At 57.6% G+C, this 25,077-nt stretch carries 11 protein-coding genes; 5 read left to right on the forward strand and 6 right to left on the reverse strand.

From position 1 onward, the window contains the following. Positions 1-12: 12 nt before the first annotated feature. Both RBB80_RS03180 and RBB80_RS03185 read right to left on the reverse strand, forming a co-directional pair. Positions 13-387, reverse strand: coding sequence for an EamA family transporter (locus RBB80_RS03180; RefSeq protein WP_433966876.1), 375 nt, complete (start codon positions 385-387; stop codon positions 13-15). A 1-nt stretch (position 388) separates the two neighbouring features. Next, a complete protein-coding gene (locus RBB80_RS03185; protein WP_433966877.1) occupies positions 389-805 on the reverse strand; it encodes an EamA family transporter in 417 nt (138 codons plus the stop codon). A gap of 314 nt (positions 806-1,119) precedes the next feature. On the opposite strand from RBB80_RS03185, the gene asnB reads away from it, so the two are divergent. The 3 genes from asnB to RBB80_RS03200 all read left to right on the forward strand — a co-directional run bounded on the left by asnB (position 1,120) and on the right by RBB80_RS03200 (position 6,189). Continuing rightward, positions 1,120-3,033 (forward strand): asparagine synthase (glutamine-hydrolyzing), encoded by a 1,914-nt coding sequence (gene asnB / locus RBB80_RS03190; RefSeq protein WP_433966878.1) that lies wholly within the window; start codon positions 1,120-1,122, stop codon positions 3,031-3,033. Then, on the forward strand, positions 2,970-4,826 hold the full coding sequence (locus RBB80_RS03195; protein ID WP_433966879.1) for an ArnT family glycosyltransferase: 1,857 nt from the start codon (positions 2,970-2,972) through the stop codon (positions 4,824-4,826). Before asnB ends, RBB80_RS03195 begins: the two co-directional genes overlap by 64 nt. A 145-nt stretch (positions 4,827-4,971) precedes the next feature. After that, a complete protein-coding gene (locus RBB80_RS03200) occupies positions 4,972-6,189 on the forward strand; it encodes an NAD-dependent epimerase/dehydratase family protein (protein WP_433966880.1) in 1,218 nt (405 codons plus the stop codon). 33 nt (positions 6,190-6,222) lie between these two features. Here the strand turns inward: RBB80_RS03200 and RBB80_RS03205 are convergent, their stop codons facing one another. The 4 genes from RBB80_RS03205 to RBB80_RS03220 all read right to left on the reverse strand — a co-directional run bounded on the left by RBB80_RS03205 (position 6,223) and on the right by RBB80_RS03220 (position 12,125). Then, positions 6,223-7,215, reverse strand: a complete 993-nt coding sequence (locus RBB80_RS03205; RefSeq protein ID WP_433966881.1) for a glycosyltransferase — start codon at positions 7,213-7,215, stop codon at positions 6,223-6,225. A 380-nt stretch (positions 7,216-7,595) separates the two neighbouring features. Further along, on the reverse strand, positions 7,596-8,714 hold the full coding sequence (locus tag RBB80_RS03210) for an alkene reductase (protein ID WP_433966882.1): 1,119 nt from the start codon (positions 8,712-8,714) through the stop codon (positions 7,596-7,598). A gap of 169 nt (positions 8,715-8,883) precedes the next feature. Beyond that, positions 8,884-10,329: a class II fumarate hydratase gene (gene fumC, locus RBB80_RS03215; RefSeq protein ID WP_433966883.1), complete on the reverse strand. Its 1,446-nt coding sequence runs from the start codon at positions 10,327-10,329 to the stop codon at positions 8,884-8,886. An 80-nt stretch (positions 10,330-10,409) separates the two neighbouring features. Then, positions 10,410-12,125, reverse strand: coding sequence for an NAD-dependent malic enzyme (locus tag RBB80_RS03220; protein ID WP_433966884.1), 1,716 nt, complete (start codon positions 12,123-12,125; stop codon positions 10,410-10,412). Positions 12,126-12,906: 781 nt separating this feature from the next. On the opposite strand from RBB80_RS03220, the gene RBB80_RS03225 reads away from it, so the two are divergent. Both RBB80_RS03225 and RBB80_RS03230 read left to right on the forward strand, forming a co-directional pair. After that, the gene (locus tag RBB80_RS03225) at positions 12,907-14,034 is read left to right on the forward strand and encodes an FG-GAP repeat domain-containing protein (protein ID WP_433966885.1); all 1,128 of its coding nucleotides are present in this window, start codon (positions 12,907-12,909) and stop codon (positions 14,032-14,034) included. Between the two features lie 2 nt (positions 14,035-14,036). Further along, a complete protein-coding gene (locus RBB80_RS03230) occupies positions 14,037-24,605 on the forward strand; it encodes an FG-GAP-like repeat-containing protein (protein WP_433966886.1) in 10,569 nt (3,522 codons plus the stop codon). Positions 24,606-25,077: the final 472 nt, after the last annotated feature.

A 25,077-nucleotide genomic window follows, 5' to 3' on the forward strand; every position in this document is an offset into this window, starting at 1 on the left:
ACCTCGAGGCGGTTAGTTCTTGCCCAAAAATACCAGTGTGACGCCGATCGCGACCAGCAAGACTCCGACCCAGCGTTGAAAGTCTACATGTTCGCGCAGAAAGACGACCCCTCCAAAGGCACCCGCCACGTAGCTCAACGCCGTTACAGGGACGACGAAACTCACGTCGTAAATGGACAAGGCTCCCAGGAGGGCAAAGAACGCTACCGCCATCATTCCGCCCCCAAGCCACATCCAAGGAACGCGCAGTGCTCTCAGAATTACCTTTGCGACCTCCGCTGGACGCAAACTCGGGGCTTCTCCAACAACCTTCATCGCGCGGGAGACACATAACTCGCCGCCCGTTCCGGCGACAACGATCAGCGTGAACAGAATGAAATGCGGCAACCTAAACCTGCCTCGTCGTTCGAGGATTGGTGCGTCCGACCACAAAAACGCCCAGGCAAATAATCGCGATTCCGGCCCATCTCAACGGAGAGACTCTTTCCCCCAACATCAGATACCCGAGTAACGCAACAACGCCGTAAGCAAGCGAGGATGCAGGCTGCACGAAGCTATAATCAGCCCACGACAGAACCAGCATGTAGGCTACGAAGAATGTAACCAGCGAGGCAATTCCCAACCAGATCGACCCAGATGTAAAGATATTCAGGCCGGTGTGGAGCAGTTGCCAGGGAGGCCAGATGACCGGTTCACCAATATGCTTCATTCCCTTGCCTAGCAGAACGTTGCCCAGTGGACCGGCGATCACCATTACTGCGATTAGCAAGTAGGTCTTAAGATGCAGAGACTTTTGTGGCGTCATTGGTGTGGTTCGCTGCCACCGCTTCGGCAGACATCTTTTATTTTATAGGTTATATGTGGTCAGGTCGCTGCTCCGCCGCAGAAAGCTCCTTGCTTCTCTTCTTTTTGATCTAAGTCACATCTGCGTCGGTGCAGTTCGCTAATTTACAAAGTGGGACGCGTGTGCTTTTAGTTGAATGGGCTTGGCGGAATGTGATGGTAGCATGATGGTGGTGATGGGTTCTCGGCAAAAGCTATACGGCTACTGGTCCAAACATCAATCCGTTCAGCATGTCTGGACTTCAACACCAGCGCGCGTGGAAGAGGCATAGACACTTGTGCGGCATTGTTGGATTCACGACGAAAGACTGGCGCCCGGATCAAGAGCGCATACAGAGCGCCACGAGTACCCTCTTCCATCGCGGTCCGGATCAGCAGGGAGTGTTTCGATCTAGAACCTGCTCCCTCGGTGCAACCCGCCTCAAGATTGTTGACCTGGCTTCCGGCGATCAGCCTATCTTCTCCGAAGATCGCGACTCAGTAATCGTTTTTAATGGTGAAATTTATAATCACCTCGAAGTCCGCCGCGAGCTCGAAACTCTCGGCCGGCGTTTCCAAACCCATTGTGATACCGAAACCGTTCTTCAGGCGTTTCTCGAGTGGGACACCAACTGTTTCGAGCGTTTGCGTGGCATGTTCGCGGTTGCCATCTGGAGCAACTCCGGTCAGCGTCTAGTGCTCGCGCGTGACCGCCTCGGCATCAAGCCGCTTTATATCGCCGAGCGAGGCGAGGATATCTTCTTTGCTTCGGAGCTCAAGGGAATTCTCGTCCACCCCGAAATCGAACGCCAGCTGAGCCTTCGGGGACTGGACTGTTATCTGTCCATGAACTACGTCCCGTGTCCATGGACTCTGGTCGATGGGATTGAAAAGCTGCCGCCCGGCCATTGGCTCGAGTGGCGCGACGGCCGCACCAACAAGCACGCATACTGGCGTATCCCAGACATCGCGCCAAAGCCGATCCGGTTCGAAGACGCAAAAACAGAGCTTGATTTCCTCTTGAACCAGTCGGTTCGTGAACACCTCATGTCCGATGTTCCCCTCGGGGTCTGGCTTAGTGGAGGAGTGGATTCCTCAACGGTCCTTCACTATGCCGCCCAGGCCTCCAGCTCACAGCTTCGGACCTTTTCAATTACCTTCAACGGCCAAAGTTTCGACGAGTCGCAATATATCCGCCAGGTAGTCGAACACTACGGGACCAATCACCAACAGCTCGATCTGTGCCCGGAGGAGGACTTAGAGGGGGCCATCGAAGACATTACTTATTACTCCGATGAACCAAGCGCGGATTCCGGAGCATTGCCGGTCTGGTTTCTTTCCAAGCTATGTAAAACGCAATGTACAGTGGCCTTCAGTGGAGAAGGAGCCGACGAGATCTTCAGTGGTTACCTCACCTATCGCGCGAACCGCATCGCCCGCCACCTGAAACATATCCCTCCTCCAGCAATTGATTTAGCTCTTCGCGCCTTGCGTTTTTGGCCCGCCTCGAAGGAAAAAATCAGCATCGAATACAAGCTGAAACGTCTCCTTCAAGGCAGTCTCATGCCGTCAGAACGAGCCCATGTGTACTGGAATGGAACCTTTTCCGATGCGGAAAAGGCTGCCCTCCTGCGCGTTCCTCTACCCGGTGCCCTTGGAGATGTCCTCGCTCGTCTGAGAGCCAGCCTTCCCGGGGACGGGATGTCTCCGTTTCTTGAGTTCGACCAGCAGTACTTTCTCCCGGACGACATCCTGGTGAAATCGGATCGCGTGAGCATGGCGCACGCTGTTGAGGTTCGGCCTCCATTCCTCGACCACCGCATCGTCGAGTTTGCCGCTACTTTGCCTGTTGACCTTAAGATCCGTGGTACAAACCAGAAGTATCTCCTCAAAGAAGTGATGAGATCGAAGCTGCCCACACCCATCCTTCAGCGTCCGAAGATCGGCTTCGACATTCCGGCGCACGAATGGTTTCGAGGACCGCTCCGCGCGATCTTGATGGAGACGCTGGCATCTGCAGAAAAGGAACACTCTGAGCTCTTCGACTTTGAAGCGATTCGTACTTACACCCAACTACACTTGAACAGAAGGATAAACATCGGCTATCACTTGTGGGGGCTGATCATGTTATTTATGTGGATGAAACGATGGAATATCCAGTCAAAACCGTCTCTGGCCTCCAAGAGACAGGTGATCGCAGCAGGGCTGTAAATCGGAGCCAGCTTTTCTGGCTCGTCGTACTTTTCGCAGCGGCCGTTTATCTTGGTTGCATTCTCTCTCCTCCATCACTGATGGACGACGTCGATGCAGTGCAGGCGCAGATTGCTCACAATATGATCAGCTCCGGCGACTGGGTCACGGCGCGCCTGGATGGAGTGGCCTATCTCGAAAAACCGCCGCTCATCTACTGGATGATCGCGGTCGCTTATAAAGTATTCGGCGTCCATGACTGGGCCGCACGCATTCCGATTGCACTCTCGGCGATCGCGCTTTGCTTCACAACTGCGGCATTCGGAGTCTGGGCCTTCGGACGCCGCGCAGGGTTCTATGCTGGCCTCTGCATGTCCACGTGTATCGGGCTCTTTCTCTTTACACGCATCCTCGTGCCGGACGTGGTGCTCACTCTAACCATCGTCTTGGCGATGTGGGCATTCCTTCGAGTTCTCGACGAAGAAGAACCGCATCCGCGAGCATGGGCAGCAATCCTGGCCGCAAGCCTGGGCGTCGGTTTGCTTCTGAAAAGCCTTATTGCAATTGTCTTCCCGGCCGCTGCGGCCATCATCTATTTATTGTGTACCCGTCAGATCTTTTCCGCTCGGATGTGGAAACGACTCCGGCCGCTCAGTGGCCTGGCCATCATCCTGTTGATTGCCGCTCCTTGGCATATTCTTGCCACGCTCCGGAATCCGCCCTACTTCAGCTTTACGATGAAGAGCATTCCGGGTGAATATCACGGCTTTTTCTGGTTTTTCTTTATCAATGAGCAACTCCTTCGATTTCTCAACCTTCGTTCTCCGCGCGACTACAACACGGTGCCGCGACTTTATTTCTGGCTGCTCAACCTGGTCTGGCTCTTCCCGTGGAGCGTATACCTGCCCGCAGCGCTAAAGCTCTCATACCGCCCCGTTGATCGCGCAGGAAGAACCAGGCTCCTCGCACTCTGCTGGACCGGCTTCGTCCTCGTGTTTTTCACTTTCTCCACGACGCAGGAGTACTACTCCATGCCGTGCTATCCGGCATTAGCGCTCCTCATCGGCTCGGGCATCGCATGGAACGGGAGAATCGTCCGGCATGGAACGCGCTTCCTGACCGTGGCTTGCTCGATCGCGGCGCTGGCTGCCATCGCCATACTCGTTGCCGTGCGCCACGTTCCTACTCCTGGCGATATCTCACAGGCTCTCAGCTCCAACCCGGAGGCGTACACCCTGTCGCTGGGCCATATGGAGGACCTGACCCTGAAGTCATTCGCCTACCTACGGATACCTCTTGCGCTAGCCGCCGCTTCCTTTCTTATCGGAGCCATCGGTACCGTACGAACAACAAGCAAGAACGTGTACGTGACGGTGGCCATAATGATGGTGGTCTTCTTTCACGCCGCCCGTCTGGCGATGATCGATTTCGACCCCTATCTCTCGTCCCGCCCCTTGGTCAATAAGCTACTGCAGTCCCCCAAGGGAAGTTTAATCGTCGACCATCACTACTACTGGTTCTCATCCGTGTTCTTTTATACTGATAGAACTGCCTTGCTCCTGAATGGTAGATATAACAACCTCGTCTACGGTTCCTACGCTCCGAATACCCCGAATGTTTTTCTGGATGACAGCCAATTCCGGAGACTTTGGCAAAGCCCCGAAAGGTACTACATCTTCGCCAAGGACACGGGCGTCGATCATCTGGAGTCCCTGGTAGGCAAAAATCAACTGAATTTGCTCGAGGAGAGCGGTGGTAAGGTTCTGCTCACCAATCACCCCGTTTCGTCTTCGGTGCTTCCTAACGCCCCATAGGCACACTTCGGCTTGCCCTAAGCGCTCAATGGTCGCTGTAGTGGGGAAATATACAAAGTAGTGGGGAAATATACAAAGTTGCTGAAACAAAGGGATTCAATAGTGCGTCGGTATACTGATAGAAGCCTGTTAAATAGGAGAAAATATGCGGATTGCTGTTCTCGGTGGTGATGGTTATTGTGGTTGGGCAACTGCCCTATATCTTGCAAACAAGGGGCACTCGGTTGCGATCATCGACAACTTTATCCGTCGCCAATGGGACTTCGAACTCGGAGCTCAGACGCTAACGCCGATCCGTCCTTTGTCTGAGAGATTGGCGGTCTGGTATCAACTGACGGGCATCCCAATCGAGCTTTTCGTTGGCGATGTCGCAGACTATGATTTCCTCTCCTCCACAATCAAGACCTTTCAGCCTGACACGGTCGTCCACTTCGCGGAGCAAAGGTCGGCGCCTTACTCAATGATCGATCGTAAGCATGCGGTTTACACCCAGACAAATAATGTCGTCGGGACTCTGAACCTGCTCTTCGCTATACGTGAGCTGCAGCCAGACTGTCATATCGTCAAGCTGGGCACCATGGGGGAATACGGAACGCCGAATATCGATATTGAAGAAGGTTTCCTCACCATCGAGCACAACGGCAGGAAAGATACCCTCCCTTTCCCCAAACAGCCGGGCTCTTTCTATCACCTCTCGAAAGTGCATGACAGTCACAACATTATGTTCACCTGCAAGGCTTGGGGCCTGCGCGCGACCGACCTCAATCAAGGCGTTGTGTACGGTACGGTTACCGACGAAGTATCGATGGACGAGGCTTTAATCAACCGTTTCGATTACGACGAGGTATTTGGGACGGTGCTTAACCGTTTCTGCGCCCAGGCGGCTATCGGTTATCCACTCACGGTATACGGAAAAGGCGGCCAGACACGCGGATTTCTCGACCTTCGCGATACCGTCCGCTGCGTAGAGCTAGCTTGCCTGAACCCCGCTAACTCAGGTGAATTCCGCGTCTTCAATCAATTCACCGAGCAGTTCTCGGTCCTCGACCTCGCCGAAACGGTCCAGGCAGTAGCCGGACAGATGGGTCTCAAGGTAGAGATTGATCACCTTCCCGACCCTCGTGTCGAAGCCGAATCGCACTATTACAACGCGAAGCATTCCAAGCTGGCCGATCTCGGGCTGCAGCCGCACACGCTTTCAGATTCGCTTGTCGATTCGCTGATTAATATAGCGCTGCGTTATCGTGATCGGATTGACCCAGCATCCTTCCCGCCCCAAGTGAATTGGCGGAGCACGCAAAACCTTCGACGCATTGGAACAGAGATGAGCAAACAGCCTCTGCTGGTAAAGAACGCCATCTAGGCACCCTGCCGCTCGGCACTCTGCGTTTTATGCCTACAGCGGCAGGACAAGCTCTCCATCACGCATCAGGTAATCCCGTCCTCGCCACCGGATCGTCTTCCGCGTGAAGCTCGTCAACCAGATCAAACTGGCCATTCCGTCCCACAACGGAATCAGGGCCAGCTTTTTCCAGATACCCGGCTGATCGAGCCCCCAGGACCCCACCAGCACGGTCAACACGGCGCGGACGACGAGATATCCGCCCAGATAAATTGCGGCGACCATAACCGTCGGAAGAAGTGCCACTGCCAGGATCGCCCAGGGCAGCCCCAGCGTGAAGATCAGGCCAAGATGTCCCCACGGGCGCATATGACGCATGACCGTGATCCACCGCAGGCGCTTGTGAAACAGTTCATTGAGTGACTGATAGTCCGCGACTGTGGAGATGGTGTAAGGAAGAAGCTCTACTTCGTGGCCTTGCTCAGCGATCAATCGCCCGACAAGCAGGTCATCCGCCGGACGGTTCTCGATTGAGGCATATCCGCCAAAGGCCTCAAGCCGCGTCCGGGTTGTCGCAATCGTCGGACCGAGTGCAAACTTCACTCCATCCAATTGCTTTGCCACAAGGATTCCGGGATAGAAGTCCGAAAGCATGCCAATATCCTGCAGACGCTGCACCCAGGTCGATTCTTTGATAGGGACATAAAAGCAGGTGACCGCTCCTGTCTTAGGATCTTCCAACGGCGCAACAACCTTGCGCAAGTAGTCCGGCGCAACGCGCACGTCGCTGTCGCTGATCACAAGGTACTCATGTGAGGCTTCCTCGACGAGTCGTGCCAGCTTGGCCACCTTGTCGTTAGTTGCATTGCGGCCCGACCCAATCACAATGCGGATTTGGCAGTCCGGGAAATCGCGGACGATTCGCTGCAGCACCGGGAAGGCAGGGTCGGTGGTGTCGCCGATGCAGAACAAAACCTCATAGTTCGGATAGTCCTGTCGGCAGAAGCTGGCGAAATTTTCATAAGCCTCTGGATCCAGGCCCCTCACCGGCTTCAGGTTGCTGATTGGCGGTACAAACGCGCCCGTCCCATCTGCTTTAGCTCGTCTCGCCCCAAAAACCGGAGCGAACTGAAGATCGCGAGAGCGTAGTAGATGAAGGGTATCGCGGCAATTCCGAGAAACACATTTCGCATTAGGAAGATTGTCATTAGGTACGAGACACGCTCGTTTAGTGTAACGCAGCATGCCTGTGGGCCTATCCACGCGGCCGTCCCTCGCAACGGTTCCAGAAGATGAGCACTAGCTCAGATGGCTTTTGGAGACCAGAACTCGGCTGTCGCAGAGCCTGGTTTGTCTGCCGCACAGACTCGCTCAGATTCCTCCTGATCCCCTATCAACAAGTTGCTGTCTTAGACACTACAAGCCGCTCAGACCACCGCCGTTTCATAGAACGGATAGTCGGTGTACCCCCGAGCATCACCACCGTAGAATGTCTCCCGGTCATAAGGATTCAGCGACACGCCCTGCTTCAGTCGTTCGGGAAGATCTGGATTGGCGATGAAGAATCGGCCAAACACAACCAGGTCCGCATCGCCTTCTTCAAGGATCGCCTCCGCGCTGTCGCCATCGAAGCCGCCGGCGGCCAGAATCTGTCCTTTGAAGAGCTTCCGAAGCTGCCCCGCAGCCACTGGCGGAAGTCCCTCACCGATCTCAGCACTCCCGTCGATGCGCGGCTCGATGACGTGAAGATAGGCGATGGAGTACTTGTTTGCTTGTTCCGCCACGTAGTCGAAGATCAAGGCTGGGTTAGAGTCTGACATGCCGTTGAACTGTGTGCTGGGCGACAGCCTGATTCCGACCTGGCTCCCATCCCATACCGTGAGAACCGCCTCCAGCACCTGAAAGAGCAGGCGTGCCCGATTTTCTGGAGAGCCGCCATACTCATCCGTCCTCCGGTTGCTGCCGTTTTGCAGGAACTGATCCAACAGATAACCGTTGCCACCGTGGAGTTCAACTCCATCGAACCCGGCAGCCTTCGCGTTGAGAGCGCCTTTACGGTAATCCTCCAACAACGCCGGGATCTCCTCGACCTTCAAGGCGCGGTTGGGCGTAACAGCGACCCAGCCGTTCTTAGTGAAGGATCTTCCTTCGTACGGAACACCCTCGGACGGTCCAACCGGGATAGACCCTCCCGTCATGTCCACGTGGCTGGTTCGTCCAACATGCCACAGTTGAAGAATGATCTTTCCGCCCCTGGCATGGACCGCGTCAGTAATGCGGCGCCACCCTGCCACTTGTGCCTCCGAATAAATTCCAGGAGCCCCAAGATATCCGCGAGCCGTAACCGAGACCGTCGCGGCCTCCGAGATAATCAACCCGCCGTTTGACGCGCGCTGCGTATAGTACTCAAGCATCAGGTCACCAGGAATATCACCTGGTATTTCAGAGCGAAGTCTGGTCAACGGGGCCATCACCACCCTGTGACCCAGCTTGATCGAGCCAAGCTGTACCGGCTCAAAAAGCTTCGAATAAGTTTGCGTCGCCATAAATCTCCCCTTTTGCCTCATCGATGTCGTTTCTGTGCAATTCAACATGTACGACCGTATTAATGGATGGAGCCAGCGTCTATAAGGATTCAGGCGAACAAACAAATATCTGAGGATTTGTCGAACCTTGCCTCTGAACAGGCATCGATTCAAAACAAATTACGTTTCATCAATTATTGGGAAAGACCATCTTCTTCGGATCAACTACCTGATCAAAGGTTTTCTCATCGATCCATCCGGTCGCCAGCGCCGCTTGCTTCAACGTCGTCTCTTCATCGAGCGCTTTGTGAGCAATCTTCGACGCCTTGTCGTAGCCGATCACGGGACTGAGTGCAGTCACCAGCATCAGAGAATTTTGGACAAACTGGGCGATGCGCTTTTCATTCAGCGTGGTCCCCTCAACTGAAAATATCCGAAACTTCTCGCATCCATCGGCCAGAATCCGCGCCGAATGAAGAAAGTTGTTGATGATGATCGGCCGCATCGCATTCAATTCAAAGTTGCCCTGCGAGCCCGCAAAGGCTACGGCCGAATCATCTCCGATAACCTGAATGCAAATCATCACCATCGCCTCGCATTGCGTCGGATTTACCTTGCCGGGCATGATCGAAGAGCCAGGCTCATTCGCCGGCAGCACCAGTTCGCCGAGGCCGCACCGCGGACCGGAAGCCAGCCACCGCATATCGTTTGCAATCTTCATCAGAGCAACCGCAAGGGAGCGCAGGGCCGCATGCGCATTCACCATCGCGTCGAGCGAACCTTGCGCAGCAAACTTGTTTGGCGCTGTAACAAACGGCATACCCGTCAACTCCGCGATCTTCGCAGCGATGTCCTCCCCAAAGTTTGGAGGAGCATTCAACCCCGTACCCACTGCCGTACCACCAGCCGCCAACTGATAGATCCCCGCGAGAGACCTGTCGATCAACACCATTGCGTCACGAAGTTGAACGGCATAGCCCGACCATTCCTGGCCAACCGTCAGAGGCACGGCGTCTTCCAGATGCGTACGGCCGATCTTGACGACATCGCGCCACTGCTTGGCCTTGTCCTCGATCGCCGAAGTCAGGGCTTCCACTCTAGGCAACAGATATCTCTTCACTTCAAGAGCACTCGCAATATGCATCGCCGTCGGGAAAGTATCATTCGATGACTGCGCCATATTGACATGATCATTCGGGTGTATCGGCGCCTTGCTCCCCAACACTCCGCCGAGCAACTGAATCGCCCGGTTGGAGATCACTTCGTTAACGTTCATGTTCGACTGTGTCCCGGACCCGGTCTGCCAGACATAAAGCGGGAACTCGCTATCCAGTTTTCCGGCGATCACCTCGTCCGCAACGGTCGATATCGCATCAGCCTGCCACCGGTCGAGGCGTCCTGCAGCGGCATTCACCAAAGCGGCCGCCTTTTTCACATAACCGTAAGCGTGATACACCTGCTTCGGCATGTGATCGTCCCCGATGGCAAAGTGAATCAACGAGCGCTCGGTTTGGGCGCCCCAGTAGTGGTCTGCCGGGACCTCGACTTCGCCCATCGAGTCCGTTTCTTTTCGTTTACCTGTCGCACCGACGCCTATGGGAATCTGCTTCAGCTGATACGACTCTTGCGTAGCCATACATCACCTCACTTCTTTCCAGCAAGTGGAAGTTCAGATCACCTGTCACTCCGGGCACTACACTTGCTGGGTGGACGGCATTAATCACCCAGCCGAACATACGGTACGTAGACCGGCTCCCAGACATATTCACGAAGCTCCTTCTCAAAAGACTTCTCATCGGAAACTCCTCCGAGGCCTTCTGCGATCGCCTGCTTCCCAACCGCCTCCGCCAGCTTCAGACCGACCGCACGAGAATCCGCGATAGGCGGTAATAGAGACGCTTCTTTATTCTTCTGTGTCGGAGAAAGTGCTGCGAGAGCCTTTGCGGCAGCCATGATCATCGAATCCGAAACCCGCTTTGCCCGTGAGGTGAGAATCCCAAGGGCAAGACCCGGAAAGATATAGGAGTTGTTCGTCTGTGCAAACTCCACAGCCTTGCCGTTGATCTCGCCCGGAGGAAATGGACTACCCGTGCCGATCAGCGCGCGGCCATTCGTCCATTTCATAAGATCTGCGGGAGCAGCTTCGCTTTTGGAGGTTGGGTTCGATAGAGGAAAGATAGCTGGGCGATCTGTGTGCTTCGCCATCTCGCGCACAATCCCCTCCGTAAATGCGCCCGCCTGGCTGGAAACTCCGATGAGAACAGTCAGCTTCGCGTTCCGAACCACATCCTCGAGCGAAACCTGCTCGGCGTTCGAAAGCGGCCATTCCTTCAGATCGGACTTCTTCTTCGCGTAGCGCGCCTGGTCTGGCCGAAGGCCTGTCTGCCCTTCAAGAATCAGACCGTAGCGGTCGACCGCATAAAACTGTTTATGAGCTTCCTCGTCGCTCAACCCACTCTCTTTCATGGCGGCGAGCAGCAGATTGGCAATGCCAATTCCAGCGGAGCCAAAGCCGAGGAAGCCGATCCGCTGTTCTTTCATCGGTATGCCCGTCGCCGTGACCGCTCCCAACACGGTGGCAGTGGCTACAGCCGCCGTTCCCTGAATATCGTCATTAAACGTGCAAAGCTGGTCCCGATACCGTTCCAGAAGGCGGCTCGCGTTCGACCCCGCAAAGTCTTCCCATTGCAGAAGGATATGCGGCCAGCGCCTCTTCACCGCCGAGACAAAGGCTTCCACGAAGTCGTCATATTCCTGGCCCCGCACCCGCTTGCTGCGCCAACCGATGTAGATCGGATCCTTGAGACGCTCCTCGTTGTCCGTTCCCACGTCGAGAAGCACAGGCAGGCAGTGTTCCGGATGCACTCCGGCCAGAGCCGTATATAAAGCCATCTTTCCGATCGGTATTCCCATCCCTCCGGCTCCCTGATCACCGAGACCGAGAATCCGTTCGCCGTCACTCACTACGATGCATCGCACCTTGTCATAACGAGAGTCGGCCAGCATCTGGTTGATACGGGCCTTGTTGGGATAACTGATGAAGAGGCCGCGCGGCTTACGCCAGGTCTCACTGAAGCGTTGACAGCCTTCGCCCACCGTCGGCGTATACACAATCGGCAGAAACTTCTCGACGTTCCGGGTGATCAGCGCATAAAACAGGGTCTCATCCGAGTCCTGCAGGTCACGCATGAAGTTGTATCTTTCAAAGCTGCTCGTCTGATTGTCGAATGCCTTCATTCGACGTTCCAGCTGATCCTCCAACGTCCCCACATGCGGTGGCAGCAATCCATGGAGCGCGAAGGTATCTCGCTCCTCCTCTGTAAACGCCGTCCCCTTGTTTAGTCCTGGATGGAGTAGCAGGTCGTAGCCAGAGAGCTTGGTCTCCACGACCGCCGCTTTAGTAGAGTTTCCTACTACGGAAGGTGAGTTCATTTGATCCTCTTTCTCTGTCGTAACGGAGATGACGAGGGCACCGTGCGACCTCTCTTCGATGCGGGAATCACGACATCAGGCTGCAGAATTTGTCAGGCACATTCACAACCAGAGTGCACCGGTTCCCTGGTTGTCATGCACACGTAAATCTCCGGCAACCTGCCCCGAGATGAGAGGTGACTTTATTATCTTCCTCCCGTCTCGTCATCCGACAGGTCAGCTTTCCAGTTTCATAACGGAGAAGCGACCGCGCAGTCCCACTTATCATCCGTTGCTTTTGAAGGGTCTCCGTCCAGTCTTCCGGACGCCAGATGCATATGTAATACAAAGAGTTCTGATCGCCCAGGTCTTACTGCATTCGCCAGTCCCTTCCGCACTGACCTTGCCCCTGCGCCTCTGACACTTCTGTGTCAGTCGATAAAAATATTTCTGCCTGTTGGGTCAAAATCCCCCGTATTTCGCGAAATTTATGCTGCCACCTTTGGACTATGGATGAGAAGCCGCGGCTAAGTGATTCTAGTGAGGAGCAAAGGAGGCCAATAACTCTCTTATGCGATTCCATCCTCTATCGGCGAACATGCAGGCCTGATAAGAGCGGCACGAAAGTTCTTGGGCCTCTTCGGGCTTTAGCAATACCAACATAGTTCTCGCCTCAGGAAGTCCCTAGCAGAAAAGCAGCGCAGGAGTCGAACGTGGCCACCATCCACCGGAGCTTTTGCGTAAGGCGCACCCGTCTGCCCGGAAGCTTCTTGTCACGTTCCTACTCGCCACGGAGATAAGCATGTCGTCACACCGCACCAACTGCAAAAGCTGCTCAGGAAATCTAAAGTCTGGCACGCGTTCTTTCTCAGGCATCTTGCTGGCAGTCCTGGCTCTACTCCTGGCAACCGTGTCCACGCCTGAGAGCTTTGCTTTGGGCGCTGCAACGGCGACAAGCCTGACTCTTTCCTCAGGCACCATTACCAGTGGATCAATGGTGACGCTCACCGCCGCAGTGACGACCGGCGTAAGCACACCTGTCTCCCCAGGGCTGATAACTTTTTGTGACGCAACCGCAGTTCACTGCGTGAACTCAGCGCTTCTGGGCACAGCCCAACTAACATCGACTGGAACCGCCGTACTTCGCCTCATTCCCGGTATCGGAACTCACAAGTACATAGCCGTCTTCAGCGGAACAAACTCATATTCTGCCAGCTCCTCCACTTCACAAACTCTCAGTGTCACCGGAACTTACGCGACAGGAACAACCCTCACAAGCACAGGCACCGCCGGCAGCTACACGCTCGCAGCCACAGTCGTCGGAAACGGTGGGTTCACTCAGTCCCCTACAGCCCCGCTCTCGTTTGTAGACACATCCAACGGCAACTACGTCTTCGGCACCTCTCCGTTAGGAACCGCCGTCGCCGCACAGACGTTTAATGCTGCCACCTCCGCAAGCGGTACAGGTAATCCGCCCAGGGGCTCCGCTCTAGGGGACTTTAACGGCGACGGAAAGTTAGATATCGCAGTAGCCTCCGCTGCGAACAAAGTCAATATCCTGCTGGGCACAGGAACCGGAACCCTCACCGCAGGAACCACACTCACCGCCGGCCAGACACCAACCGGAGTTGCCGTCGGCGACTTCAACAACGACGGGATTCTGGATCTTGCAGTCACCAATTCCGTAGGCAACACCGTAAGTATCTTTTTCGGCAAAGGAAACGGCACGTTTCAGAATCAGGTGATCTACCCTACGGGAACCACGCCGTCCGCCGTCGCAGTTGGCGACTTCAATAACGACGGCAACGCCGACCTCGCGATCACAAACCAGGCCAGCAACACCGTCACCGTTCTTTTGAATAACGGCAACGGCACATTCACCGCCGCTCCTTCTCGCCCTTTACCGTCGGGGCCGGCCCTCTCAATCTGATCGTGAGTGACTTCAACGGAGATGGTAAGGCCGATATTGCCGTCACCGACTTCGCGACTGTCTCAGTCTCTATTCTTCTGGGCGACGGCACAGGAAACTTCAGTCAGGCCAGCGGCTCCCCGATCGATGTAGGCCGATATCCAACGGGACTCGTAGCAGGAGACTTCAACGGAGACGGCATCATCGATATCGCCGTCCCCAGTTCCAACGACGACACCGTCGGCATACTCATCGGTAACGGCAATGGAACGTTTCAGTCACGGGTCGTCGGTGCAAACCCCGTCGGCGCAGTACCGATTGCAATTGCAATGGGCGACTTCAACGGAGATGGCAAAGCCGACCTGACGGTCGTGAATCAAAACAACACGACACAAAGCGTCCTGCTTGGAAACGGTGACGGAACCTTTAACGCCGCGGTAAATTACACCGTAGGTTTCACCGGTTCTTCAACGCTCGTAGGAGACTTCAACGGCGACGGATTTCCGGATATTGCAACCCCAGTGCAGAGCAACAATAACGTGGTGGTCCTGCTGGACCAGATCACCCAGACCGCCATCGCCACTCTAAACACTCCCAACGTCCCCGCTGGCGCTGCGATCGCGCATAAGGTCGACGCCGTCTACCCCGGAGAGACCTACTTCAGCAAAAGCACCTCTAACCTTTTGTCTCTCACCGGAACGCCGATCACCACAGCTACGTTGCTGAGTGCAAATCCTTCATCCAGCAATTACAGCCAGCAGGTCGTCCTCTCCGCAACGCTTAGCCCCTACTCCTTGGGCGGATACACCACTAACAACGAACTGATCACCTTCCTCAACGGCGCCACTGTTCTGGGTACAAGCAGGCTTTCAAGCGGCATCGCGACTCTTAACGTGACGTCACTGCCCGTTGGCACTGATAGCCTTACCGCGAGCTTCAACCTCGGTAGCCCCACCGATGCGAACTTTCTAGCCAGCACATCCTCACCTATAAATTACCCGGTCGCAAAGGCGACTCCGGTCATCACCTGGGTCACGCCGGCTCCCATCAACTATGGCACCCTGGTGTCCTCGACCCAACTCAACGCCACAACAACCGTCGCCGGAACATTTTCCTACAGCGTGGCTGCTTACGCGTTGCTGCCGGTCGGCTCTTACACACTAACTGCCACCTTCACCCCGAATGCAGCGAATAGCGCGAGCTACAGCACGGCGACGAGCAGCGTCACACTCGTGGTGAAGCCTGCGAATCCGCAGATCAGCTGGGCTTCGCCAGCACCCATCACCTATCCCACCCCGTTGAGCAACATACAACTTGACGCGACGGTGGCCGTCTACACTCCGGTCCCGTTGACCTCCTACTACAACCTCAACGGTATCTACACCAACGGCACAAAATTTAGCGGTGGCTTTGATCAAAGCGGGAATGCCTACTCGTCGAATTTGCTGGGAACCTCGGTCACCTGGAACAACATAACCTATCAGTTGGGGCCCACCAACGCACTCGATGCCGTCGCCGGTCTAAGCAGCACAGGAACGGCGGTGACCATCGCTCTTCCGGCTGGATACTACGCCAGCCTTAACATGCTTGGCGCGATGGTCAACAACTCCACCGCGGCGAACCCATTCATCATCACTTATACCGACGGAACAACCAGCACCTATACGCAAAGCCTGAGTGACTGGGTTTTCCCAATGAACTATGCGGGGGAGTCGGAAATCACTTGCGTCCCCTACCGCAATACCTCCGGTGGTGGTCAGGACGCCCACTTGACGTGCGTCTATGGCTATTCGATTCCGCTCAATAGCTCGAAGATTGCTCAGAGTGTCACGCTTCCCGCATGGCAGGGACCAGGAGATGTCTCGATACTCGCCATGGATCTGGTCTCTCCGCCTGTGCCAGGCACGCTGGTCTACAACCCAACCTCGGGCACGGTACTTCCAACTGGAGAAAATACTCTTTCAGCAACATTTACCCCGACGGACCAGACAGATTACACAGGCGCTTCCGCGAGTGTGCAGGAACTGGTTAATCCCTCCAATCCCACAACACTCGTCTGGCCTACTCCTCCACCGATCACCTACGGAACAGCACTCAGTGCGACACAACTTGACGCAATCGCAGAGACGACGCCAGGAACGACATCCGTTTCGCTCTCGTCCTACTATCGCGTCAACGCCTTTGAGACCGATGGATCGACCTTCTCGACTGGAGGCTTCGATAACGTTGGAAATGCCTATTCAGCCACCCTGCTTGGTTCTTCCGTTCTCTGGAATGGGCAGACATATTCCTTAGGACCCGCGAATGTTCCGGACGCCGTCACGAGCACAACGATTGCTCTGCCTCAAGGGAACTTTGCCAGCTTGTCACTGCTCGGTGCGGCGACCACAACCGGACAGATCGCACAGCCCTTCACGATTACCTATACCGATGGCACCACCGCAACCACGAATATCAGCCTTAGCAGTTGGACAATTAATCTAGGTTACCCCGGCGAAACCATCGTTACGGTCAACGCGTATTACAACACTGGCGGCGGAGGTCGAATAACAACTCAACAAGCCGACCTGTACGGATATCAAATAACCCTCGATAGCACGAAGATCGTACAAAGTATTACGCTTCCGAACAATCGCAACGTCGTAATTGCGGCGATGGCGCTCAACACGTCCTCTACGCCAACTGTAGTGCCAGGTACTTACGCTTACACCCCGGCTGCCGGATTCGTTCCTGCTGCTGGAACCATACCGCTCAGCGTTGTGTTCACCCCTACCAACACGAACTATGGAGTAGCAACAAAGACCGTCAACCTTGTCGTCAACCAACAAGCGCTCCTCTTCACCGCCAACAATGAGACTGCAGTTTACGGTTCGCCAGTTCCTCCCTACACCTACTCGGTTAGCGGCTATGTCAACGGCGACACCTCCTCCACGGCATACACCGGGAATCCTTCTCTGAAGACGACCCCAGCGACCCCCACCGCCGCCGGGTCCTATCAAATCACAGCCTCCACCGGCACTCTCGCGTCAGCCAACTACAGTCTGACCTTCGCCCCCGGAACGCTCACCATCACCCAGGCGACTCCAACCGTAACCTGGGCCAACCCAGCCAACATCACCTACGGAACAGCACTCTCCGCAACCCAACTCAATGCCACTGCCTCCGTCCCCGGTTCGTTCACCTACACCCCCGCCGCAGGCAACATCCCCGCAGCCGGCACTGACACCCTCTCGGTCACCTTCAAACCCACGGACTCCACCGACTACTCTTCCGTCACCAAGACCGTACAAATAACCGTAAACCAGGCCACACCCGTTATCACCTGGGCCAATCCCGCAGCCATCACCTACGGAACGGCTCTCTCCGCAACCCAGCTCAATGCAACCGCCTCCGTCCCGGGCTCCTTCACCTACTCCCCCGCCATCGGAAACGTTCCTGGCGTCGGCACAGTGAGCCTGACAGCAACCTTCACTCCGACCGACACAGCCGACTACACCAACGCAACCAAAACCGTTCAACTGATCGTGAACCAGGCAGCCCCAGTCATTACGTGGGCCAATCCCGCGGCCATCACCTACGGAACGGCGCTCTCCGCAACCCAACTCAACGCCACCGCCTCCGTAGCTGGTTCGTTCGCCTATACTCCCGCCGCAGGCAATATCCCTGCAGCCGGAACCGACACCCTATCGGTCACCTTCACCCCAACCGACACCACCGACTACTCCACCGCCATCAAAACCGTGCAAATCGTGGTCAATCAAGCGACGCCGGTCATCACCTGGGCAACGCCTGCAGCCATCACCTACGGAACCGCACTCTCTGCAACCCAACTCAACGCCACCGCTTCCGTAGCTGGAACCTTCATCTACACTCCGGCCTCCGGCTCTATTCCGGGCGCTGGCACCGACACCTTGTCGGTCACCTTCAAACCAACCGACGCCACCGACTACACCACCGCAACAGCAACCGTACAGATCGTCGTCAACAAGGCAACGCCCGTCATCACCTGGGCCAATCCCGCGGCCATCACCTACGGAACCGCACTCTCCGCAACCCAACTCAACGCCACCGCCTCCGTCGCAGGTACCTTCACCTACACACCCGCCGTCGGCAACATCCCCGCAGCAGGAACCGACACCCTCTCGGTCACCTTCACCCCCACCGACTCCACCGACTACACCACCGCAACCAAGACCGTTCAGATCGTTGTCAATCAAGCCACACCCGTCATTACCTGGGCTAATCCCGCAGCCATCACCTACGGCACCGCACTCTCCGCAACCCAACTCAACGCCACCGCCTCCGTCGCAGGTACCTTCACCTACACACCCGCCGTGGGCAACATCCCAGCAGCGGGAACCGACACCCTCTCAGTCACCTTCACCCCAACCGACGCCACCGACTACACCACAGCAACAAAGAAGGTTCAGATCGTCGTCAACCAGGCAACCCCGGTCATCACCTGGGCCAATCCCGCAGCCATCACCTACGGCACCGCACTCTCCGCGACCCAACTTAACGCAACTGCATCCGTCGCAGGTACCTTCACCTACACCCCTGCCGTGGGCAACATCCCAGCAGCAGGAACCGACACCCTCTCGGTCACCTTCACCCCAACCGACACCACCAACTACTCCAACGCAACCAAGACCGTTCAGATCGTCGTCAACCAGGCCACCCCCGTCATCACCTGGGCGACCCCCGCTGCCATCACTTACGGAACCGCCCTCTCCAACACTCAGCTTAACGCCACCGCCTCCGTCGCCGGTTCGTTCGTCTATTCACCGGCCGCAGGCAGCATCCCTGCCGCTGGAACAGATACCCTTTCCGTCACCTTCACCCCCACCGACGCCACCGACTACACCACAGCAACAGCAACCGTACAGCTGGTCGTCAACAAGGCAACGCCCGTCATCACCTGGGCTAACCCCGCAGCCATCACCTACGGAACTGCGCTCTCCGCAACCCAGCTCAACGCAACCGCCTCCGTCCCCGGCACCTTCGTCTACACACCGGCGGCAGGCAACATCCCAAGCGTTGGAACGGACACGCTTTCGGTCACCTTCACACCCACCGACTCCACCGGCTACACCACCGCAACCAAGACCGTCCAGATCGTAGTCACCCAGGCAACGCCCGTCATCACCTGGGCCAATCCAGCCGCCATCACTTACGGAACTGCGCTCTCTGCAACCCAGCTCAACGCGACCGCCTCTGTCGCCGGTTCGTTCACCTACACCCCCGCCGCAGGCAACATCCCCGCAGCCGGAACTGACACCCTCTCGGTCACCTTCACCCCCACCGACACCACCAACTACTCCAACGCCACCAAGACAGTCCAGATCGTCGTCAATCAAGCGACCCCCGTCATCACCTGGGCCAACCCAGCCAGCATCACCTACGGCACAGCACTTTCCGCAACCCAACTCAACGCATCCGCCTCAGTCGCCGGTTCGTTCGCCTACGCCCCCGCCGCAGGCAACATCCCCGCAGCCGGCACAGACACCCTCTCGGTCACCTTCACCCCCACCGATACCACGAACTACTCCAACGCCACCAAGACCGTCCAGATCGTAGTCACCCAAGCCACTCCCGTCATCACTTGGGCCAACCCAGCCAGCATCACCTACGGAACCGCACTCTCCGCAACCCAACTCAACGCAACCGCCTCAGTCGCCGGTTCGTTCACCTACACCCCGGCCGCAGGTAACATCCCCGCCGCTGGAACCGATACCCTCTCGGTCACCTTCACCCCAACCGACACCGCCAACTACTCCAACGCCACCAAGACCGTCCAGATCGTAGTCACCCAAGCGACCCCCGTCATCACCTGGGCCAACCCAGCCAGCATCACCTACGGCACCACACTCTCCGCAACCCAACTCAATGCCACTGCCTCCGTCCCCGGTTCGTTCGCCTACACTCCCGCCGCAGGCAGCGTCCCCGCAGCCGGAACTGACACCCTCTCGGTCACCTTCACCCCAACTGACGCCGCCAACTACTCCAACGCCACCAAAACCGTTCAGATCGTAGTCACCCAAGCGACTCCGGTCATCACCTGGGCCAACCCAGCCAGCATCACCTACGGAACCGCTCTCTCCGCAACGCAGCTCAACGCAACCGCCTCCGTCGCCGGTTCGTTCACCTACACTCCTGCCGCAGGCAACATCCCCGCAGCCGGCACAGACACCCTCTCGGTCACCTTCACACCAACTGATGCCACCAACTACTCCAACGCCACCAAAACCGTTCAGATCGTAGTCACCCAAGCCACCCCAGTCATCACCTGGGCCAACCCAGCCAGCATCACCTACGGCACAGCACTCTCCGCAACTCAACTCAATGCCACTGCCTCCGTCGCCGGTTCGTTCGCCTACACCCCCGCCGCAGGCAACATCCCCGCCGCCGGAACTGACACCCTCTCGGTCACCTTCACCCCAACCGACACCGCCAACTATTCCAACGCCACCAAGACCGTCCAGATCGTAGTCACCCAGGCCGCTCCCGTCATCACCTGGGCCAACCCTGCCAGCATCACCTACGGAACCGCACTCTCCGCAACCCAACTCAACGCATCCGCCTCTGTCGCCGGTTCGTTCACCTATACCCCCGCCGCAGGCAACATCCCCGCAGCCGGAACTGACACCCTCTCGGTCACCTTCACCCCAACCGACACCGCCAACTACTCCAACGCCACCAAGACCGTGCAAATCGTAGTCAATCAAGCGACGCCGGTCATCACCTGGGCGACACCTGCAGCCATCACCTACGGCACCGCACTCTCCGCAACGCAACTCAACGCATCCGCATCGGTCGCTGGCTCGTTCACCTACACCCCGGCCGCAGGTAACATCCCCGCCGCTGGAACCGATACCCTCTCGGTCACCTTCACACCAACCGACACCGCCAACTATTCCAACGCCACCAAAACCGTCCAGATCGTAGTCACCCAAGCCACCCCAGTCATCACCTGGGCCAACCCTGCCAGCATCACCTACGGAACCGCACTCTCCGGAACCCAACTCAACGCATCCGCTTCTGTCGCTGGTTCGTTCACCTACACCCCCGCCGCAGGCAACATCCCCGCAGCCGGAACTGACACCCTCTCCGTCACCTTCACCCCAACCGACACCACCAACTATTCCAACGCCACCAAAACCGTACAGATCGTCGTCAACCAAGCCACTCCAGTCATCACCTGGGCCAACCCAACCAGCATCACCTACGGCACAGCACTCTCCGCAACTCAACTTAATGCCACTGCCTCCGTCGCCGGTTCGTTCGCCTACACTCCCGCCGCAGGCAACATCCCCGCAGCCGGAACTGACACCCTCTCGGTCACCTTCACCCCCACCGACACCACCAGCTACACCACCATCACCAAAACCGTCCAGATCGTCGTCACCCAAGCGACTCCAGTCATCATCTGGAACACTCCAGCCCCGATCAACTTCGGCACGGCGCTTTCGAATACACAACTGGATGCGAGCTCCTCCGTACCCGGCACCCTGACTTATACGCCAGCCGCGGGCACAATCCCTGCGGTCGGCACCGACACTCTCTCGGTCACCTTCACCCCGACCGACACCACCAACTATTCCACCGCGATCAAGACCGTCCAGCTTGTCGTCAATAAGGCCACCCCAGTCCTCACGTGGCCCACACCCGCAAGCATCGTCTACGGCACAGCTCTCTCCAACACTCAGCTCGATGCCACCGCTTCAGTCGCAGGTACGTTCATCTATAGCCCCGCCATCGGCGCGATCACAGCCGCCGGCACCGATACCCTCTCCGTCACCTTCACCCCGACGGATACCGCCGACTACACCACCGCTACTCAGACCGTCTCGCTCAACGTAACCCAGGCCGCTCCCACCATTACCTGGCCGACGCCTGCGAGCATCACCTACGGCACAGCTCTGTCCGCTACCCAACTCAACGCAACCGCCTCCGTCCCCGGAAGCCTCGTCTACACTCCCGCCGTCGGCAACATCCCCGCAGCTGGAACTGATACCCTCTCCGTCACCTTCACCCCAACTGACACCGCCAACTACTCCTCTGTCACCAAAACAGTTCAGCTCGTCGTCACCCAGGCCGCGCCAGTCATCACGTGGGCCACACCCGCAGCCATTACCTACGGCACAGTCCTCTCCAACACGCAGCTCGATGCGTCTGCTTCAGTCCCCGGCAGTCTCGTCTACACTCCCGCCGCAGGCACCACTCCAGCGGCAGGCACCGACACCCTCTCCGTCACCTTTACCCCGACTGACACGGCCAACTACTCCTCCGTTACCAAAACAGTTCAGCTCACCGTCAACCAGGCCACACCAACCATCACCTGGACCAACCCCGCGAACATCACCTACGGAACGGCGCTCTCCAACACCCAGCTCGACGCCACCGCCTCCGTAGCAGGTTCCTTCGTCTATACCCCCGCCGCAGGTTCCATTCCCAACGCAGGCACCGACACACTCTCAGTCACCTTCACCCCCACCGACACCACCAACTACACCACCGCCACCAAGACCGTTCAGATTACGGTCACCCAGGTTGGCTCGACCATCACCTGGTCCAACCCCGCCAGCATCACCTACGGAACGACCCTCTCCGGCACGCAGCTCAACGCAACCGCCTCTGTCCCCGGAAGTCTCGTCTACACTCCCGCGGCCGGCACTACTCCGGCAGCCGGAACCGACACCCTCTCGGTCACCTTCACCCCCACCGACACCACCAACTACACCACCGCCACCAAATCGGTCCAGATCGTCGTCACCCAGGCCACACCGACCATCACCTGGGCCACCCCCGCCAGCATCACCTACGGCACCGCACTCTCTGCAACACAACTCGACGCAACCGCCTCGGTCCCCGGCACCTTCGTCTACACCCCGGCTGCCGGCAACGTCCCAGCCGCCGGAACCGACACCCTCTCGGTCACCTTCACCCCCACCGACACCACCAACTACACCACCGCCACCAAGACCGTTCAGATCGTCGTCAGTCAGGCTACGTCCACTCTCAGTTGGGCAACACCGGCGAGCATCGTCTACGGCACTGCCCTCTCCGCAACCCAACTCGACGCAACCTCGACCGTCCCCGGAACCTTCACCTACACCCCTGCCGCGGGAACTATCCCCGCAGTCGGCACAGACTCTCTCTCAGTCACCTTCATCCCCACTGACACCACCAGCTATACCACCGCCACCAAAACCGTTCAGATCATCGTCACCCAAGCCACACCAACCATCACCTGGGCCAACCCAGCCAGCATCATCTACGGAACCGCACTCTCCGCAACCCAGCTCAACGCAACCGCATCGGTCCCAGGAACCTTCACCTACACTCCTGCCATCGGCAACATCCCGGCCGTCGGCACCGACACCCTCTCCGTCACCTTCACTCCCACTGACACCACCAGCTACACCACCGCCACCAAGACCGTTCAGATCGTCGTCACGCAAGCCTCGTCCAGCATCACCTGGGCCAACCCAGCCAGCATCGTCTACGGCACCGCACTCTCCGCAACACAACTAGACGCCACCGCTTCTGTACCCGGCACCTTCGTCTACACTCCCACCTCAGGCACAACCCCTGCTGTAGGCACCGACACCCTCTCGGTCACCTTCACCCCAACCGACACCACCAGCTATTCCACCGCCACCAAGACCGTTCAGATCGTCGTCACCCAAGCCACGCCGACCATCACCTGGGCCACCCCCGCCAGCATCACCTACGGCACCGCACTCTCTGCAACACAACTCGATGCAACCGCCTCCGTCCCCGGCACCTTCGTCTACAGTCCCGCCATCGGCAGCATCCCCGCCGCGGGCACAGACACCCTCTCGGTTACCTTCACCCCAACCGACACCGCCAGCTACACCACCGCGACCAAGACCGTCCAGATCGTCGTCACGCAAGCCACATCCACCATCACCTGGACGGACCCCGCCAGCATCACCTACGGCACCGCACTCTCCGCAACGCAACTCGACGCAACCGCCTCCGTCCCCGGCACCTTCACCTACACCCCAGCCGCCGGCAACATCCCGGCCGTCGGTACTGACACCCTGTCCGTCACCTTCACCCCCACCGACACCACCAGCTACACCACCGCAACCAAGACAGTCCAGATCGTCGTCACCCAGGCCACACCCACCATCACCTGGGCCAACCCAACTGCCATCACCTACGGCACTGCACTCTCCAACACGCAACTCGACGCCACCGCCTCAGTCCCGGGCACCTTCACCTACTCCCCTGCCGTCGGCAACGTCCCCCCGCCGGAACCGATACCCTGTCAGTCACCTTCACCCCAACTGACACCACCAGCTACACCACCGCAACCAAAACCGTTCAGATCGTCGTCAACCCGGCCACCTCCACCATCACCTGGGCAAACCCAGCCAGCATCGTCTACGGCACTGCACTTTCAGCAACCCAGCTCAACGCAACCGCCTCCGTCCCAGGCAGCTTTACCTACACCCCGGCCGCAGGATCTATCCCAGCCGTTGGTACTGACACCCTCTCGGTTACCTTCACCCCCACCGACTCCACCAACTACACCGCAGCGACCAAGACCGTTCAGATCGTAGTCACCCAGGCCACACCAGTCATCACCTGGGCCAATCCGGCCAGCATCACCTTCGGCACCGCACTCTCCGCAACCCAGCTCAACGCAACCGCCTCCGTCCCAGGCACCTTCGTCTACACTCCAGCCATCGGCAACATCCCCGCGGCAGGAACTGATACTCTTTCGGTTACATTTACCCCCACCGACACCACCAGCTACACCACCGCCACCAAAACTGTCCAGATCGTAGTCAGCGCGGCGTCCTCTACCCTGAGCTGGGCGACTCCCGCCAGCATCGTCTATGGAACCGCCCTCTCCAACACGCAACTCGACGCAACCTCCACCGTTCCCGGAAGTTTCGCCTACACCCCAGCAGCTGGCAGCATTCCCGCCGCAGGAACCGACACCCTCTCGGTCACCTTCACCCCAACAGACACGACCAGCTACACCACCGCAACCAAGACCGTTCAACTCATCGTCACCCAGGCCGCGCC

This window comes from Tunturiibacter gelidiferens, assembly GCF_051013345.1.
In the GTDB taxonomy this organism is placed as follows: domain Bacteria; phylum Acidobacteriota; class Terriglobia; order Terriglobales; family Acidobacteriaceae; genus Edaphobacter; species Edaphobacter gelidiferens_A.

Excerpts from the sequence above, each read along its gene's own strand:
- RBB80_RS03185 (WP_433966877.1), bottom strand. The coding sequence starts at position 805 with ATGACGCCACAAAAGTCTCTGCATCTTAAGACCTACTTGCTAATCGCA.
- RBB80_RS03210 (WP_433966882.1), bottom strand. The coding sequence starts at position 8,714 with ATGGCGACGCAAACTTATTCGAAGCTTTTTGAGCCGGTACAGCTTGGC.
- RBB80_RS03225 (WP_433966885.1), top strand. The coding sequence starts at position 12,907 with ATGTCGTCACACCGCACCAACTGCAAAAGCTGCTCAGGAAATCTAAAG.
- fumC (WP_433966883.1), bottom strand. The coding sequence starts at position 10,329 with ATGGCTACGCAAGAGTCGTATCAGCTGAAGCAGATTCCCATAGGCGTC.
- RBB80_RS03195 (WP_433966879.1), top strand. The coding sequence starts at position 2,970 with ATGGAATATCCAGTCAAAACCGTCTCTGGCCTCCAAGAGACAGGTGAT.
- RBB80_RS03200 (WP_433966880.1), top strand. The coding sequence starts at position 4,972 with ATGCGGATTGCTGTTCTCGGTGGTGATGGTTATTGTGGTTGGGCAACT.
- RBB80_RS03220 (WP_433966884.1), bottom strand. The coding sequence starts at position 12,125 with ATGAACTCACCTTCCGTAGTAGGAAACTCTACTAAAGCGGCGGTCGTG.